An 18,393-nucleotide genomic window follows, 5' to 3' on the forward strand; every position below is an offset into this window, starting at 1 on the left:
ATTACAGCTAAGAGGTTATAGTGGCAGATTTTTTAAAAAATTGAGAAAATATTAAATTTATACTATAATAAGATTGTAATTTCTTACATAAGGGGGATGCGGTATATGAAAGTGGAAGCGTTACCAGTAACGAAGGGAAACTATAATCTTGAAAGCTATGAAAATACGTATGAATCATTTGATTGGAAAGATGTCGAAAAAGAATTTTCATGGTCGGAAACAGGACGTGTCAATCTGGCTCATGAAGCAATCGACCGACATGCAGTATCTTTCAGGAAAAATAAAGTCGCTCTTTATTACCGAGATGCAGAACGTGATGAAAAATATACGTACTCTGATATGAAGAAGATGTCGAACAAAGCAGGAAATGTATTGAAACGTTTTGGGGATGTTGAAAAAGGTGACCGTGTCTTCATCTTCATGCCGAGATCACCGGAATTGTATTTCTCCGTATTGGGTGCGATCAAGCTGGGTGCCATCGTAGGTCCTCTGTTTGAAGCTTTCATGGAGGGAGCCGTTCGTGATCGTCTGGAGGATAGTGAAGCTAAGGTACTGATCACGACCCCTGAGCTTTTGAAGAGGGTCCCGGTAAGTGAACTTCCAAACCTAAAGCATGTTTTCTTAATTGGGGATGAGGTACAGGAGGACGATGTCCATGTTGACTTTATGTCCAAATTTGCTGAAGCTAGCGATAAACTGGCAGTGGAATGGGTAGACCGGAACGATGGGTTGATCCTTCACTATACGTCAGGGTCCACAGGAAAACCAAAAGGAGTCCTTCATGTCCATAACGCTATGATCCAACATTATCAAACTTCCAAATGGGTACTCGACCTTCAGGAAGAGGATGTGTATTGGTGCACAGCTGATCCGGGCTGGGTCACAGGGACTTCATATGGAATCTTCGGTCCGTGGCTGACAGGTGCCTCGAACGTCATTGTAGGGGGACGCTTCAAGCCGGAGAACTGGTATAAAACGATCGAGGATTATGGAGTAACGGTTTGGTACAGTGCTCCAACCGCCTTCAGGATGTTGATGGGTGCAGGGGATGAAGTCGTGAAACAATTCGACTTAAGCTCGCTTCGCCATATCCTGAGCGTAGGAGAACCGCTGAATCCGGAAGTTGTCCGCTGGGGAATGAAAGTATTCAATCTGCGCATCCATGATACTTGGTGGATGACGGAAACAGGCGGTCAATTGATCTGTAACTATCCGAGCATGGAAATCAAGCCGGGATCCATGGGGAAACCATTTCCTGGAGTGAAAGCGGCAATTGTGGATGATCAAGGAAATGAAGTGCCTCCATACCGCATGGGGAACCTAGCGATCAAAAAAGGCTGGCCGTCCATGATGAACCAGATCTGGAATAATCCACAGAAGTATGACTCATACTTCATGCCTGGTGATTGGTATGTTTCGGGAGATTCAGCTTATATGGATGAAGACGGATTTTTCTGGTTCCAGGGCCGGATTGATGATGTCATCATGACGTCTGGAGAACGAGTAGGTCCATTTGAAGTAGAAAGCAAGCTCGTAGAACATCCGGCAGTTGCCGAAGCAGGCGTTATTGGAAAGCCTGATCCGGTTCGCGGCGAAGTCATCAAAGCGTTCATCGCTCTTCGCGACGGATACGAAGTGACAGATGAGCTGAAAGAAGAGATTCGCCAATTCGTGAAAAAAGGATTAGCTGCCCATGCGGCTCCAAGAGAAATCGAATTCAGGGACAAGCTGCCAAAAACACGAAGCGGGAAAATCATGCGTCGAGTGTTGAAGGCATGGGAATTAGACCTTCCTACCGGTGATTTAAGTACAATGGAAGATTAATAGATGAAAGAACCTCTGCTCTTGGTGAGTAGGGGTTTTTTTGTGGTCTGGGGTGTGGGAGGCGAGGGTGGTGGAAATTGTCGATTTATGAGAAGTGGCAGGTAAACTAAAAAAATGGCAGATAAAAATAGAATATGGCAGATAAACTGAAAAACCGGCAGATAAAATAAAAATACGGCAGATAAATCTCCAGAATGGCATGAAAGATTATAGGGACAGTCAAAATCCAGCACTACATCCTCATCCAATATAAAAAAACGAGCAAAAAGGAAATACTTTTGCTCGTTTTTTATATTGCGATCTAATTCTGCTCAGCAGGTGGTTCAGGTTCAGTTGGTGGCTCGGTTCCTCCATCGCCACCGCCGCCGTCACCGCCTCCATCATCAGCAGGAGGTGGTGGCTCAGGCTTGTCTGGTTTAGGGGGAGGATCAGCCGGTTTATCACCAGGCGGTTTCGGATCCGTTGCCGGCTTCTCAGGCTTCGGTTCCGGTTTTGGCTCTGGTTTTCCGATTTGTACAGTGTTGGAAGCTGCAGATTGTTTTCCAGCTACATCAACGGCAACCACATAGAAATCACCATTTCCAACGGAAACTGAATAATTCCCGCCAGACTTCACACTGCCGACCTTGCCGCCAGATTTACTATATACACGATATCCGACGACATCTCCGCTTACAGAAGGGGTCCAAGTGATGGTATTACCATTAGCACTCGCTTTAACCGTCCCTGGAGCAACTCCGTCGTCAGAAATTTTGTTTTCTGCAATCAGAACATTTTTGAATCGATTGTCACCTTCTGGAATGAGTTTATTTGGATCTCCAGGTACAGAACCAAATACATTCTTCACAAAGTCAGGATTCAAGATCACTCCCGGTTGTGAAAATTCTTCCGGCGTATTAGGCAGTGCTAAATATTTCTTTCCGTTTACCATGACATAACGGCTCATGAGTAAGCTGTCATCTGTTTTGGTCGGTACATATTTAGCGTTGAATAAGTCACTTTTCACTAACCCGGCCTGACTGCATGCTTCTGATGGAAGCAATCCGGAAATGGAGCAGAAGGATCTTCTTACAATGCCTTCCGGTGCTGTGAACGAACCTTCGGGATCAATCAGTTCAGGAGCCAGGTCTCTCGTATCATTCAATAGGTATGACCATAGGCGGATATTTCGCAATCCATAATGTCCATATTGTGCTCTCGATGCTGCTGTATTTAATGATGACGGTGTATCATATCCGAACCAGGTTCCGAATGTAATGCTCGGATTGGATGCGACAAACCAGTGATCCTTGTATTCCTGACTCGTTCCGGATTTCCCGGCCCAGTCAGAACCAAAGTTCAGGAATTTCTTCGCATAGCGACCTGTCCCAAGTGAATGATCCAGGGTATCCCTCATCATATCGATGGCAAGGTAAGCCGTTTGTGGACTGAATACATCCACCGGTTCTACTTTATGTTCGAACACCACATTGCCATCTTGATCGACAATTTTATCGATCATGTAGGCATCTATGAATTTACCGCCATTTGCAAAAGTAGTATAGGCATTTACATTTTCTTCGACTGTTACACCACTTGTGGTGGCTCCCAGTGCAAGTGACAGGTTGTTATCATATCTGCTGTTTAGTGATGAAAAGCCCATTTTCAGAAGGAATTCTTTAAATGGATTTCGGTTATAGATATTGGCATATGTTCTTACAGCAGGTAAGTTCAATGATTCTGCAAGTGCATATCTTGCAGGGAAAAGTCCACGTTCATTAAGCGAGTAGTTTTCAGGCGTCCAGCCATTGATATTGACACCAACGTCAGGAATAGGGGATCCAGGTGAAATGTATCCGTATTCCAGTGCCGGGGCATAAGCAAGTAAAGGCTTCATGGTAGACCCGTTCGATCTCAGTGACTGGGTGGCGTGGTTGATTTGTTCCGTTTTAAAGTCACGGCCGCCAATGAAACTGATGATGCGCCCTGTTTTATTTTCAATCATGATCGCTCCGACCTGAACCGGCTCCTGCACCTCAACTTCTTCTCCTGTCTCAGGGTCCGTTCCCGCTACATATTTCGGAGGTCCATACATTTCGTAGGCATCTTTCGTCTTTTGCATTTGGTCATAGATTTTTTTATCGATGGTTGAGTGAATCTGATAACCGCTTTTACGAACATTGCGGTCCGCGAGCGTTCGGTATTTTTCTTCAAGTTCATCATTATTTTCAAGATCCTGTTTTGAATAGCCGTCTTTTTCGGCAAGTACATCCGTCATGATGTCCACTGCTCTGCTTTCAAGTTCGGCAGTCAGCCAAGGATATTGTTCACTCGGTGATGCCTTAGGCTTGATGAAATCTTTCGACAGGTCATAGGCAACAGCATCATCGTACTCTTTTTTCGTAATATAACCTTCTCGGTGCATTCTGTAGAGTACAGTGTTTTTTCGGCTCATTCCAGCTTCCAGATTCTCTTTCATTTCTCCGCTATTGGTAAATGGAGTATAAGAGAATGGGGCTTGTGGAAGTCCTGCAATGAACGCAGATTGAGGCAAGGTTAAGTCCTTGGCGTCGACTCCGAATATCCCTTGGGCAGCAGATTGGACCCCGGCGATATTTCGACCGGATGAATTACGTCCAAGTGTCGCTACATTCAGGTACGCTTCCAGAATTTCGTCCTTTTCAAAGAAACGTTCCAAGCGAAGGGCGAGGAGTATTTCCTTTGCTTTTCTTTCAAATGACACTTCATTCGTCAATATTTGGTTTTTGATTAGCTGTTGTGTGAGTGTACTTCCACCTGATTGAGTGGAGGAATTGGTGAATTCCTGTAGTACGGCACGCATGATCGCTTTCGGTACAACACCGTTATGTTCTTTGAAGTATTCATCTTCCGTGGCAATAACAGCATTTCGCAGATCTTCAGAAACATCTTTGAGCTTTACTTCTTCCCGCTCCAAGTCTGTTCGGAGTTTACCCAGATATACATCATTGGCAAAGTATAGCTGCGATGTTTCTTCGTAGTTGTAAATGTCCTTTTTCATTTGGTCATAAGGACGGATCGGTTCTTCCTTGACGAGAGAAGCGAAATATCCCGCTCCGACTCCTCCTGCAAATGCGAATCCCAGTACAAAGATCACGACCAGGATCAACGACAGATTCCAGAATACTCCGTATGTAATTCTTGCTCGTTTTTGAACTCCAGTATTTGAAAAGAACCTGATTGCAGGATCTAGTTTTTCGAGTAATTTGTTCCATTTTTCCTTCATATATCATTCCCCCCAGAACATTCCCATTATAGCATAATTACAGGAATGCTGTCGTAAAAAGTCAAATAAAATGGTCTTTTATCATGCGTTTAGTTGACTAATATTTTAGAATATGGTAAAAACCTTATATAGCGAAATGAATGACGATCCGGCACACAGTCGGATTTACTTACAAAAAAATGAACGTGTGATCGCAATGAGAGGAATAAGTAGTCTGCCTTCCCTGTTATAAAGAGAGTCAGTGGTTGCTGTGAACTGACACAAATGGCCGATGAATTACATCCTGGAGCTTTTGCTGTGAACCCTAGTAGCAGCAAACGGTTAAAGCCGTTATCTTTAATGAGTGAAGGATGTAATTCCTTAATTTGGGTGGTACCGCGCGACAGCGTCCCTGCATTTATGCAGGGACTTTTTTGTTGTCTTGTTTTACAAAAAAGGAGGAAAAGAACATGGATTTGATAAAGGACTTGGAATGGCGTGGAATCACGTATCAACAAACGGATGCTGAAGGGTTGAAGGACCTGTTGAATAAAGAAAGCATCTCCATCTACTGCGGGATCGATCCGACAGCAGACAGTATGCATATCGGGCATCTGCTCCCATTTTTAACATTGAGACGCTTCCAGAATCAAGGGCATCGTCCCCTTGTGCTAGTGGGAGGGGCAACCGGCTTGATTGGTGACCCGAGTGGTAAAAATGAAGAGCGTAAACTGCAGACAATTGAAGCGATTCAGGGGAATGTAGCGAGCATTAAAGTGCAGCTGGAAAGCATCTTTGATTTCGAAGGGGAAAATGGCGCAGTGATGGTGAATAACTATGACTGGATCGGAGCGATGGATGTTGTCACTTTCCTTCGTGATTTCGGTAAGCATGTGGGTGTAAATTACATGCTGGCAAAAGATACGATCGCGTCTCGCCTGGAATCTGGTATTTCGTTCACTGAATTTACGTACACCATTTTGCAAGCCCTGGACTTCAATCATCTATACGACAACTACAATTGTAAGCTTCAAATCGGTGGGAGCGATCAGTGGGGGAATATCACGACTGGCCTTGAACTGATCAGACGTACCCATGAAGAAGAAACGAAGGCATTTGGTTTCACGATTCCACTCGTCACGAAAGCGGATGGAAGTAAATTCGGTAAAACCGAAAGTGGCGCGATTTGGTTGGATCCGAAGAAGACATCTCCTTACGAGTTCTACCAGTTCTGGATCAATGCAGCTGATGCAGATGTCGTGAAATACTTGAAATACTTTACATTCCTTTCACACGAAGAGATCGATGCTTTGGCACAGTCAGTTGAAACGGAACCTCACCTTCGCAAGGCGCAAAAGGCACTTGCTGAAGAAATGACAAAACTGATTCATGGCGAAGAAGCACTGGATCAAGCGATCCGCATCACACAAGCATTATTCAGTGGTGAGATTAAATCTCTATCAGCTTCTGAAATCCTAGAAGGATTCAAAGATGTTCCTTCATTCGAGCAGTCTAAAGGAGAAGAGATCGGATTGATCGACCTTCTCGTGAATGCGAAAATTTCACCATCTAAGCGACAAGCGCGTGAAGATGTCGGAAATGGTGCAGTATACCTTAACGGTGAACGTGTAACAGACCTTCAGCATGTGATGGGTGAAAAAGACATGATCGAAGGACAATTTACCATCATTCGCCGCGGAAAGAAGAAATATTTTAGAATTCAGTACGTATAATATTATTATTGAATCTGACAGTGCGGTATCCGTTTCTCTTTTGTGGAGCGGGTACCGTGCTTTTTTTGTGTGGAAGAGGGAGTTGAAAATAAAAGTTCCAAAGTTGAAAGTATATCTGAAAAGTTGAAAAGAAATGCTTCTGATGAATAAGTCCGGTACCGAAAACCGACCTGAATCGTAATGAATTCGTATGTATTTTATATTAAATATCCAAATGCTGACTCTGCCTAATAAAGAAAAGGTTTTTAAGGCACAAAAAAACACTGCCCATAAAATGGACAGTGTCTTTCTTACAAAGATTAACGAGAGTAGAACTCAACGATAAGAGCTTCATTGATTTCAGCTGGTAATTCAGAACGTTCAGGAACGCGTGTGAATGTACCTTCTAATTTGTCAGCATCGAAAGTTAGGAATTCAGGAACAAAGCTGTTCACTTCCATCGCTTCTTTGATGATGTCAAGGTTACGTGATTTTTCACGAACTGAGATTGTTTGACCAGGAAGTACGCGGAATGAAGGGATGTCTACGCGAGATCCGTTCACTGTTACGTGACCGTGGTTAACAAGTTGACGTGCTTGACGACGAGTACGAGCTAAACCTAAACGATAAACAACGTTATCCAGGCGGCACTCAAGTAGCGCCATGAAGTTTTCACCGTGTTTACCTTGTAATTTGCCAGCTTGGTCAAATAGGTTACGGAATTGACGCTCAGTTACTCCGTACATGTGACGAAGTTTTTGCTTCTCTTGAAGTTGTAAACCGTACTCAGAGATTTTTTTACGTTGGTTAGGACCATGTTGTCCAGGAGCGTAAGGACGCTTTTCTAATTCTTTACCCGTACCGCTTAGAGAGATTCCAAGACGACGAGATAATTTCCAGCTTGGGCCAGTATATCGAGCCATGAATGACTCCTCCTTTATTGTTTTTATTTTGTTGTAAAATAAAAACACCTGTGAATAAACAATTATGTGTATTTTGTTTTCATGTACCTTCGCCCTAGCAGCAGAGGGTTACAAGATACACCTCAAAGTGTAGAGGAACAAAATACGATCATAAAGGACTTCACTGAAGCTGCATTATTTTACACAAAGAATATTATATGACGGGAGAGAATAGAAGTCAAGGAAGTATTTTAAGATGAATAGGTTTCATAGATTCTTGCGAGTATTGTTCTCTAAACAAAATAGTCCAAAAGTCATTTCTTGTGATATAATAAATAGTGGAAAATATGTTGAATAGGTGAATGTCGTTGAAAGAATCAAAAAGAGAAAAGTCCCTTCGATTTGGATTGATCGGTCTGTGCGTCCTGGTTGTTTTCGGAGGGTTTGTTTATTCTACCGATTCCTCGGAAAGAGTAGATGAGTCCGGGCAATCGATTCATGCGGAGGTATTAACTGCAGGAAGTCGAGAGCAGAACCCCGTCATCGCCGTAGCAAAGATGGCTCAAGATCAGCCTGTCCTTATTATATATGAACTTGATAGAAGTAATCAGTATTATTTCAAGGTATTACATAGTGTGTCGTTACAGAAAAGAGTGAAAAAGATAGGGCTCACCAAAGGTAAAGAGGGGATTTGGGTCCAATTAGATAAGAAGCAATGGGTGTTATTTTCAAAATCATTAGAGGTTTTACAAGAGAAGAAGGAGGCTCCATCTTCAGTGTTCTCAAGTAAAAAACCCTTTAAATATGATGAGCATCATCAGTTGATAGACATTTCCCTTATAGAGAACAAAGACCCGATACAACTGGATTTGTCAGATCATAAAGCTGAACCCGTGGAAGTCCATTCCTTATCGGTGGATCAGCCTTTATGGCTCGTGGTATTACAAGAAGATCTGGTGCTGGCTCAAGGTCATTGATGTTAATAGTTTCACAAACCTTTTAGGTGTGGGTGAGAAAAATGTACGTTGTTCATAATTCATTGCTTGAATATAAGTCAAAGCTGTTTGATTTAATCTATGAAGAAATGTCAGTTGAATTGGGGCATTCTGCTCATTTGCAAAAGTGGCTGACAATTGTTAAAGACTGCCTTGATATTGATCGGGCATTTTTATATTTTTATAGCGAGTCTGCTTATTTCTTATATCACCCCAGTGACAATGAGGAAGTTCCCCTCACACTTGCTGAAACAAAGGAGAAATACATTTTTCGACCTGTAATGGTTGAGGAAGAGGATGATTGCACCATCCGCTTTCACTTTACGAATAAAGATGGCAGTCCTCTGGCGATGCTTTTAGTAAAAAGGAATGTATGTAAAGAAGTGGAAGACGATGGCTGGCTCGATTCCTTTTGGGAAGCCAGCAATCAGTTTTTACAGCATACAGGTGGAATCCAGACCGTACTCGAAGATGAAAAACGGTACAGGGAACTATTTAAAGTAACGGAGATCTTTCACTCAACAAGAGATGTCCATACGCTTCTCGTGCAGATCATTGAAACGTTGAAGCAGGTATTTCCGATCGATGAATTTCACTTGTTATTGTCTAACGACAGGTATGAATTCGGGACACTCCCCATTAAAAATTTTGACTTTGATCGTGCCAATGAGTCTGCCATGCAGGCATTTGTCAACGGGAGTATCGAAGTGAGGGAACAGGATGTCCTGTATGCACCATTAAAAGGAAAACAGGGGATCTATGGCGTGCTCGAAGTGAAGTCAAAGGCCCATTTCACCTTTACGGAACAGAAGATCGAGTTCATTCGCTTACTTGCCTATACGGCAGGGAATGCCCTTGAAAATGCCAAACTTTATGAACAGTCTAAAAGGCTCATTACCGATTTGCAGCTTATAAATGAAACCTCCCATCAGTTAAATTTGAATTTACGATTAACGGATACGGTCTTGTTTTTAAAGAAACAGATTAAACGATCCTTTCAGGCATCAGCCATCGGATTTGTTCTCCTTCAAAAAGGGGAGTATAAAATCCTGGAAGAAAGCTCTTCTGTTTTTTTTGAAGAAGAAGGTGATAAGTATATCTCCTATGTTATGGGGAGAATCGAGAAGGAACGGGACGCCATCTTTTTAGGTGATGTAAGTGATCGATTCGAGGAGGGAGCGGTCTTTCCTTCGGTTATGGCCGTACCAATGATTCAAAATGAAGCCCTGCTGGGGTTTTGCATGGTCTTACATAAAGAACCGTACATGTTTTCATTTGATATGTACAAGCTGCTTCAGTCGTTTATCCATCATTCGACCCTGGCAATCACCAATGCAACCCTACGTGAGAAACTGGAGCAAATGGTCATTACCGATCATATGACTAAATTATTCGCACGAAATTATCTAGATGATGAAATGGAATCTTCGATGAACAAGGATTCAGTGGGAACCTTACTATTGATCGATATTGACGATTTCAAGTCGATAAATGATAATTACGGCCATCAAATTGGTGATGAAGTCATTATCGGAGTAGCGAACCTGATTAAAGATATCGTAGGTAAAGATGGATTTGTTGCCAGATGGGGAGGAGAAGAATTAGCGGTCTATCTGCCTTCTCTTGACCATGAGGCCGGTTCTGACATTGCTCAACGCATTGTCGAGGAGATTCCTGTGAATACAGATCCTTCAGTGACTTTGTCCTGTGGCTTATCCACATGGAGAGTAAGGGACGAACAGTGTCCAAAGTCTGTAAAGGAATTAGTAAAGAAAGCAGATGAAGCACTCTATCATGCGAAGAATAACGGTAAGAACCAGGTTGTGAAAGATTGTGATGGAATCATCCTGGAATAAGAGAGTTCCTGAACCCGTGAATGAGCTGCCATGGCTTTTCCGGGTTCTTCTTTGTTGGACATTTTCCTTTATCACTTTAGTGTAACCGCTTTCTTTTTTGTTGTGGTTATCATATTCTAGAATAGTAGTTACTTAGACTTAAAGGGAATACTGGGAGGAATACTATATGAAAGAAGAGAAGCGTTTTGAAACAAGGGTGATTCATGAGGGGTATGCATCATCTCAGCACTTTGATAGTTTAGCGCCGCCTTTATATCAAACTTCTACTTATACCTTTGCAAATGCGAAACAAGGGGAAAATCGCTTTGCCGGTGAAGAGGAAGGATATATATATTCAAGACTGGGTAACCCGACAGTATCGATTCTGGAAGACAGGATGGCATCATTGGAAGGGGGCGGGTCTGCCCTTGCCTTCGGTTCCGGCATGGCAGCTGTATCCGCCGTATTATTCTCCTTGACTAAATCAGGAGATCATATCCTATGCTCTCAAGGCGTCTATGGCTGTACGTTCGGTTTACTTCAGCTGCTTCAAGAGAAATTCTCCATTCAACATGATTTCTCTTCCATGAGTACAGAAGAGGAAATCCGGGAGAAAATCACTGAACATACGAGCTGTATTTATGTAGAAACACCCATCAATCCGACTATGCAGTTAATCGATCTTGAGCTTGTCGTGAAGGTCGCCCGTGAAAAGGGAATTCCTGTAGTGGTAGATAATACATTCTGTTCTCCTTATTTACAACGACCGTTGGAACTTGGATGCGATATTGTCATCCACAGCGCGACGAAGTATATCGGTGGTCATGGAGACGTGGTCGCGGGGCTCGTTGTGGGATCACAGGAGAAGATGGCAGAAATTCGCATGACGACTCAGAAGGATATTGGAGGAATCATTTCTCCTTTTGACGCATGGTTATTATTGCGGGGGTTAAAAACGTTGGCTGTGCGAATGGACCGTCACTGTGAAAGTGCAGAGAAGATTGCAGGCCTATTAGCCGAACATCCGGCAGTAGAATCTGTCATCTACCCGGGCCATTCCAATCATCCTCAACATGAGGTCATGAAGAAACAAATGAAGAAAGCCGGAGGAATGATTTCCTTTACGATTAAGGGTTCGAAGGAAGAGGCACAGAAGCTGATGGATGATCTTGAAATGATCAAGATCGCCGTGAGTCTGGGGGATGCAGAAACATTGATCCAGCATCCGGCTACCATGACTCATGCAGTCGTACCCGAAGAGTCAAGAAAAAGCATGGGAATCAGTGATACTCTCCTAAGGCTTTCCGTAGGATTGGAAGCGCCGGAGGATATTTGGGATGATTTGTCGCAGGCGTTGAATAAGGCATAAGTAAAAAAGGAAGGAACCGGGCTGGTCGGTTCCTTCCTTTTTAGTGATGTGTTGTAATCGTGATTAGTGAGCTGCTGGTGTTCACAATTTGGCGCAACAAATGCTGGAAGTGGCACAACAAACGTTGAAAGTGGAACAACAACCTGCCAAAGTGGCACAACAACCCCTCCAATTGGACCAATCCCATGCAAAAAAATAATAAGACAGACCCTATCGGCAGGGTCTGTCAGAATGGAGTTTAAAGGTGGCGCATTAGTTCTTCCACAAAAATCTCCAAGTACTTCTGATCCTCTTCGTCAAATCTGGCTTTTTCCGGACTGTCAATATCCAGAACACCGATCAGTTTTCCATCTTTCACAAGTGGGACGACGATTTCTGATTGAGAGGCTGCATCACATGCGATATGTCCGGGGAATTGATGAACATCATCGATTAAAAGTGTTTTTTGTTCGCTTGCAGATGTACCGCAAACGCCTCTGCCAAGTGGGATCCTTACGCATGCAGGAAGTCCCTGGAATGGCCCTAACACCAGTTGATTGCTTTCTTCTTCATATAAATAGAATCCTACCCAGTTAATACGGTCCATAAATTGATTTAAGAGGGCAGAAGCATTACTTAGATTCGCGATTTGATTTGGTTCGCCTTCTAATAAAGCTTTCAGTTGTTTCGTCACAAGACCAAAGCCCTGTTCCTTTGTACCTTGATATTTTTCTGCTTTAAACACCAACAACTCCCCCAATTCTACATAATGTGCGTTATTTCATGTCCGTTTGTTTCCCAAAGCCCTCTGTACAACAAATCCTGTCGAGAAATACTTAAAGGAAATCCACATGAAAACACGAATTCTTTGAGTAAACAAACTATAATAGAAACATCTATTGAACCATTTTTAGCATAATTCATCGAAACCTTCAATGATTTAGATTTTTTCATCAAAAGATTTTTAATAGATTGAATTCTTGTCACTGTTTTTTTCATACGCCTATCATATTTGAAAGAAGGGGAAATATGAAAAAACTAGATACCTCCATACCGACGAAAGATGCCATTTTTCAAGCAGCCGTTTATTTGTTTTATGATCATGGCTTTGATGGGACCTCTGTCCGGGATATAGCAAAAAGAGCGAATGTTAACCCCGCTACCATCTCCTATTATTTTAAAGGAAAGCAGGGTGTGCTGGAAGCTTGCTTCACTCATTTCTTTGAACAGTATCTGCGTTTTCTTCAGGAAGAAGTGGAAGCCTTGAACTATGTAAGTGCGGATTTATGCTTAAAGCGGGCAGTGTATAAAATCTTGAAATTCCAAAGTGAACATCATCAATTATCCAGGTTCATCTGGAGGGAAGTTTCGATTGATTCGCAGGTTGTGCGTGAAATCATTTCTTCGTATTTAATGAAAGAAAGACACTATATGAAGCGATTGTTTGAACAAGGGATGAAAGATCATGCCCTGAAGAAACAACCTGTCAGCTTTTTGGTGATTCAGCTCAAATCCATGCTGACGATGCCGTTCCTTAATAGTCAGCAACTAAGGGAAGTGTGGCAAATGTTCCCTCAGGAATATTATTTTATCGATCAATACTATAAAAATATCGATCAGTGGATTGATTTACTTCTCGTTTCCGAAGCGAAGGAAATCATGAAGAAAGAACTCATTATCTAAGCAGTGAAAAGCAACAAAAGAACTCTTCGAAGTTAATAGAAGAGTTCTTTGTTTTTATCACAGCATCTCTGCTCTAGCTTGACCGACACCTGCAGCTGTATGGGCATCGGAGCCATAAACGGTTTTGATTCCTAAAGTAAGAGCTTGTTGGATGATCTCTGTTGGGGGATAGGGCTCACCACAATAGGGCTTCACCAGGCCTGCCCCATTATAATCCAGTTCCAAATTTCTCGATGCCATTTCTTTTAATATCAAAGAAGTTTTATCTGAAAAAGCATGGGAAGCCGGATAAAGCCTTTGAAATTTCTTTACGAGGGTCATATGGCCGATCCGCTTGGGCTTATAGGGTCCCAAGTCAGCTTTGATCGACTTTATTACCGTATCATAATAGTGTTCGTAAATCGCATCGACGGATCCGTAATAATCAATCATAGAATGGAATACATCAGGACTGTAGTCCAGGCAATTCCATTTTCCTCCGTGCTTTAAAAAATGGACGGAAAGAATACTATCATCCAATCGGGGTCCGTAAATATTTAAAAATTCAGCGGTTTCTTCTTCAAAGCCTGCAATGTAATCGACCTCTAACCCTGTACGAATCGTGATTTCACCTTTGTATTTCTCCTTTAGGATATCCAGGATTTGAAAGTATTCCAAAAGATGTGATGGATCCATTCCGCTATCCTTGTCCGGGGTTGTATCTTCAAAGCCCTGGGGAAGTGGCGCATGCTCCGTAAATGTTATAACAGAAAAGTTTAAAGAGAGCGCTCTTTCAATATACATTTCAAATGTATCGGCACTTCCATGAGGACAAAAAGGGGTATGAATATGTCCGTCCACTTTCACCAAAGGTCTTCACTTCCTTGTAAATAGTGATTAATTCTAAAAAAAGGCTTTTTTCTTAAACAGTGTGAATTATAACATAGGACCTGCAAATGATCTGTTAACCAGTGTGTGCTCGATGGTAATTAAAACCATTTTTTGTCATTTGGTTTATTTTATCGTTCTCTTTACTGTTTCATTTTTTCTTAACGATAAGGGCGACCCAAATCTACTGTTATTTCCGCTCCTTTTTGGTTTAATTAGGCAGTAAGAATATAGAATCACAGAGTGGATTGGAGCGGAAGGCACTTGACTTCCTCCCCGCGGAAAGCAAGTGCCTGTAGCGGAAAGGAACGGTCCCATTTTTCATACACCACTCATTTCAAAAAAATAACACAATTTTTAACGAAAACAGCCTGAAAAATAAAAAGTAATATTAAAAATACATAAAAAAAGTCTATTTTTCCTTGAATTTGCTGAAAATGACTTTTTATCACTGAAAAATTAGAAATTAATAGTCAAAAATTGTCGTTAACATGGTATCATTATAGCAATGAGAATTTATTAATGAAACATTCAAATTGATATAGATGTCTACTGAATAGTTGAACAGGGGGCTTAAGATGCAATACGTCATCGCTGGAATAATACTTATCTTAATCATATTCCTTATCGGATTTATCTCTAGAAAAAAATATTACGCTGAAATTGATCGCTATGAAGCTTGGAAAATAGATATTATGAACAAGCCGGTTTCAGATGAACTCTCCAAAGTGAAGCAACTGAATATGACGGGGCAAACAGAAGAATTGTTTGACGGTTGGAGACAAGGATGGGATGAGATTGTTGCGGTGCAGCTTCCTGATGTTGAAGAACTGCTATTCGATGCAGAAGAGTACACCGATAAATTTCGATTTACCAAAACGAAAGAGATCCTATCCCGAATTGACAAGGTCTTGACTGAGACCGAACAGAAAATCGAGCAAATTCTGACAGAGTTAAATGAACTGATCGGCAGCGAAGAGAAGAACCGTGAAGAAATTCAATCTCTTCAAGAAGACTATCGAAATAGTAAAAAGCAGTTACTTGCGTATCGTCATACATATGGTCAAACCGCTAAGTACATAGAGAACATTTTAGATAAGCTCTCTGAACAGATGGATCAATTCAATGACTTAACAGAGCAGGGGAATTATCTGGATGCAAGAGAAATAGTCCTTAGTCTGGCACAGGAAATGAAGGATGTTTCCTACAAAATGGAGACGGTACCGAAACTGATCACCGATTGCGAAAACCTTCTGCCTACACAGTTGTCCGAGCTTGAAGCGGGATACGTGGAGATGAAAGGTCAAGGATACAAGCTTGATCATATTGATGTAGAGAATGAGGTTGCATCCCTGAAGGATACCTTGCTCCACTTTAATAAAAATCTTGAAGAGCTGAAGGTAGAAGAGGTAGAAGAAGGAATTCAGGAAATTAAAGTAAAGGTCGAGAACCTTTATGATTTACTGGAAAAAGAAGTACATGCCAAACATTTTGTCCAACAGTATAAAGATCAGACGACTGAAGGATTGATCAAGGCAAAGGAAGATAATGAAGATATTCAATCTGAAGTAACGCTTGTGAAACAAGGCTACCATCTTCAAGATGCGGACCTTGATACACCGTACGAAATTGAGACGAAGATCATTCAGCTTTCAAAGCGTCACGAAATGTTGATGAATAAAGAAGAATCGAATGGAACTGCGTACTCCTCACTAAGTGATGAGCTGAAAGAAATCCGAAACGGCCTGGAAGAATTGGATCGTGAACAGAGTGAGTTCTCCATCTACTTACAAAACTTGCGTAAGGATGAACTGGCAACCCGCGAAAAAATCCAGGAGCTTAAGAAAAAGGTGGCTGAAGCGAGCCGCATGATTTCAAAGAGTAATGTACCCGGCTTACCTGCTGATTACAAAGATCTTCTCGATGAGGTCCATCGGAAGATTGAGCAAGTGAATGCCAGCTTAACCGAAAAGCCTTTAAACATGAAGTTTGTTCAAGAAACACTACTTGGAGCAGAAGACACTGTCGATCATTTTTACACGAAGACGGGAGATCTGATCGAAAACGTACTTCTATCAGAGAAAATCATTCAATATGGAAATCGCTACCGCAGTAAGTATAGTTCAGTCAGGGATGGTCTTCAGTCTGCTGAAGAATCCTTCCGTCAATACGATTACCGCAAAGCATTGGAAGAAGCGGCAACAACGATTGAAAAAGTAGAGCCGGGTGCTCTTAAGAAAATCGAGAAAATGATGGATATTGAGGAAAAATAATAATCATCATAAATAAAAAGGACTGATTTAGAATGAACTTCTAAATCAGTCCTTTTTTCATGTAATCAACTGGCTTCAATCGTACGCTTTGTCTGTCCTGCAAGTGCGGCAATGACGAACCCAATGATTGCACCGATCATAGCAGGCACTAACCAGCCGATCCCTTGTGTATAGAATGGAAGGAATTCAAGTGATTGACTGATGGCAGTCACGTCAATCCCGGCGGTTTTAATCCCATCAATTAAACTGATCAAGCCTGTTGGAATTAAAGCTCCCACGTATACGAGGGAATATCCGTTAAATCCATTGTGCATGAACGACAGTAAAATCAATACGATGGCCAATGGATAGATGAAAATGAGTACCGGTAATGATACAGCAATCAGCTGAGTCAACCCAATATTGGCAATAATCATACTAAATACAGACATGATGATCACTAGCTTCGGATAAGATACAGGAAGAATCTTTGCGAAATATTGTGAACATGCAGAAACTAGTCCGACTGACGTAGTAATACATGCAAACGTGATCGCCAGTCCCAGGATGATTGTTCCTAAAGAACCGAATAAATGACTCGCTGCCGCTGATAGAATGGCACCACCGTTAGCTTGAGTACCGATGGAATCTGTACTTGTAGCTCCAATGTAACTTAAAGATAAATAAACAAGTGCTAAACCGATGGCAGCGATGACCCCTGCAATGATCGTTATCCGAGTCAGGTTTGCTTTACTCGTCACACCACGGTCTTTAATTGAATTAATGACCACAATCCCGAATACTAGTGCTGCGATGGTATCCATCGTCAGATACCCCTCAATGAATCCCTTGAACAGCGCTCCATCCTGATAAGCGGGGTTCGGTGCTCCGAAATCTCCCATAGGAGTTACGATACTCTTGACCACTAAGATCGTAAGGATCACGATCAGGGAAGGTGTTAAAATCTTTCCGATTCTGTCTACGAGCTTTGAAGGATTCATCGCAAGCCATGCGGTTAATCCAAAAAAGATGATCGTATAAATGAATAAAGGAGTTCCGTATTTTGCAACATCTTCAGGTAAAAATGGGATCACTCCGATTTCATAGGCAACTGTACCGGTTCTCGGAATCCCGAAAAATGGCCCGATGGCCAAATACATCACAATGGTGAAGACTAGTCCATATAAAGGATGAACTCGATTTGCAAGTGTCTGAAGATCTCCTCCAGATTTGGCGATGGCGATAACACCCAATAAAGGAAGTCCTACTCCTGTAATGAGAAATCCGAAAATACCGGTCCACACATGTTCCCCGGCCTGCTGACCTAAAAAGGGCGGGAAAATCATATTGCCTGCTCCGAGGAAAAGAGCAAAGAGCATTAATCCTATAGTAAAGATTTGGCTGAATGACAGCGCTTTCTCATTCATATATAACCCTCCGTTTGTAATCGTTATCATAAGCAAAATTATCTTATCATAAGATTGTAGAAAAATGTCGAAAAACTAAATAGTCTTACAATTTAGTATATTTAAATAACTTTTGCGATTATTTCCTTTATGATTCTCGCAAAAATTCTGTCATTTTTCAATGATTATTTTTGGAAATTGCTAAAAATTCTCGAATGATCTTAGAAAATTAGTATTGCTACAATAATATCCTGCCATGCATGTTGAATAAGATTTGGGTTCAGGATGATTTATGGTAAGATTAATGATTGTATATATTACTGTGAAATCCGCAGGTCACCATAAG

Annotated in this window: 12 protein-coding genes and 1 other annotated feature; of the genes, 7 read left to right on the plus strand and 5 right to left on the minus strand. The window is 41.8% G+C overall.

All coding sequences use genetic code 11. From position 1 onward, the window contains the following. Nucleotides 1–105 precede the first annotated feature (105 nt). Complete coding sequence (gene acsA / locus RSX31_RS08455; RefSeq protein ID WP_315634259.1) at nt 106–1,824, plus strand: acetate--CoA ligase; 1,719 nt, start codon at nt 106–108, stop codon at nt 1,822–1,824. A gap of 301 nt (nt 1,825–2,125) precedes the next feature. On the opposite strand, the gene RSX31_RS08460 is transcribed toward acsA, so the two are convergent. Continuing rightward, nucleotides 2,126–5,068, minus strand: coding sequence for a transglycosylase domain-containing protein (locus RSX31_RS08460; protein ID WP_315634260.1), 2,943 nt, complete (start codon nt 5,066–5,068; stop codon nt 2,126–2,128). Nucleotides 5,069–5,255: 187 nt separating this feature from the next. Then, nucleotides 5,256–5,464, plus strand: a binding site (T-box leader). A gap of 53 nt (nt 5,465–5,517) precedes the next feature. Here RSX31_RS08460 and tyrS point away from each other — a divergent pair. Further along, complete coding sequence (gene tyrS / locus RSX31_RS08465) at nt 5,518–6,780, plus strand: tyrosine--tRNA ligase (RefSeq protein ID WP_148996131.1); 1,263 nt, start codon at nt 5,518–5,520, stop codon at nt 6,778–6,780. 299 nt (nt 6,781–7,079) lie between these two features. On the opposite strand, the gene rpsD is transcribed toward tyrS, so the two are convergent. Then, entirely contained in the window at nt 7,080–7,682 is a 603-nt protein-coding gene (gene rpsD, locus RSX31_RS08470) for a 30S ribosomal protein S4 (protein WP_034765742.1), read from the minus strand. 347 nt (nt 7,683–8,029) lie between these two features. Between rpsD and RSX31_RS08475 the strand changes: the two genes are divergently transcribed. From RSX31_RS08475 to megL, 3 genes are all read left to right on the plus strand, one after another. Further along, nucleotides 8,030–8,638, plus strand: coding sequence for a hypothetical protein (locus tag RSX31_RS08475; RefSeq protein ID WP_315634261.1), 609 nt, complete (start codon nt 8,030–8,032; stop codon nt 8,636–8,638). Nucleotides 8,639–8,679: 41 nt separating this feature from the next. Beyond that, nucleotides 8,680–10,512 (plus strand): sensor domain-containing diguanylate cyclase, encoded by a 1,833-nt coding sequence (locus tag RSX31_RS08480; protein WP_315634262.1) that lies wholly within the window; start codon nt 8,680–8,682, stop codon nt 10,510–10,512. A gap of 166 nt (nt 10,513–10,678) precedes the next feature. Beyond that, nucleotides 10,679–11,860: a methionine gamma-lyase gene (gene megL, locus RSX31_RS08485; protein ID WP_315634263.1), complete on the plus strand. Its 1,182-nt coding sequence runs from the start codon at nt 10,679–10,681 to the stop codon at nt 11,858–11,860. 238 nt (nt 11,861–12,098) lie between these two features. Here megL and RSX31_RS08490 read toward each other — a convergent pair whose 3' ends face one another. Beyond that, the gene (locus tag RSX31_RS08490) at nt 12,099–12,584 is read right to left on the minus strand and encodes a GAF domain-containing protein (protein ID WP_315634264.1); all 486 of its coding nucleotides are present in this window, start codon (nt 12,582–12,584) and stop codon (nt 12,099–12,101) included. A 284-nt stretch (nt 12,585–12,868) separates the two neighbouring features. On the opposite strand from RSX31_RS08490, the gene refZ reads away from it, so the two are divergent. After that, entirely contained in the window at nt 12,869–13,522 is a 654-nt protein-coding gene (gene refZ, locus RSX31_RS08495) for a forespore capture DNA-binding protein RefZ (RefSeq protein ID WP_315634265.1), read from the plus strand. Nucleotides 13,523–13,579: 57 nt separating this feature from the next. Here the strand turns inward: refZ and hisJ are convergent, their stop codons facing one another. Continuing rightward, complete coding sequence (hisJ, locus tag RSX31_RS08500) at nt 13,580–14,368, minus strand: histidinol-phosphatase HisJ (RefSeq protein ID WP_315634511.1); 789 nt, start codon at nt 14,366–14,368, stop codon at nt 13,580–13,582. A 599-nt stretch (nt 14,369–14,967) separates the two neighbouring features. Between hisJ and ezrA the strand changes: the two genes are divergently transcribed. Further along, entirely contained in the window at nt 14,968–16,662 is a 1,695-nt protein-coding gene (gene ezrA, locus RSX31_RS08505) for a septation ring formation regulator EzrA (RefSeq protein ID WP_315634266.1), read from the plus strand. Nucleotides 16,663–16,727: 65 nt separating this feature from the next. Here the strand turns inward: ezrA and brnQ are convergent, their stop codons facing one another. Further along, nucleotides 16,728–18,068 (minus strand): branched-chain amino acid transport system II carrier protein, encoded by a 1,341-nt coding sequence (gene brnQ / locus RSX31_RS08510; protein WP_315634267.1) that lies wholly within the window; start codon nt 18,066–18,068, stop codon nt 16,728–16,730. Nucleotides 18,069–18,393: the final 325 nt, after the last annotated feature.

This window comes from Rossellomorea yichunensis, from assembly GCF_032337515.1.
In the GTDB taxonomy this organism is placed as follows: Bacteria; Bacillota; Bacilli; order Bacillales; family Bacillaceae_B; genus Rossellomorea; species Rossellomorea yichunensis.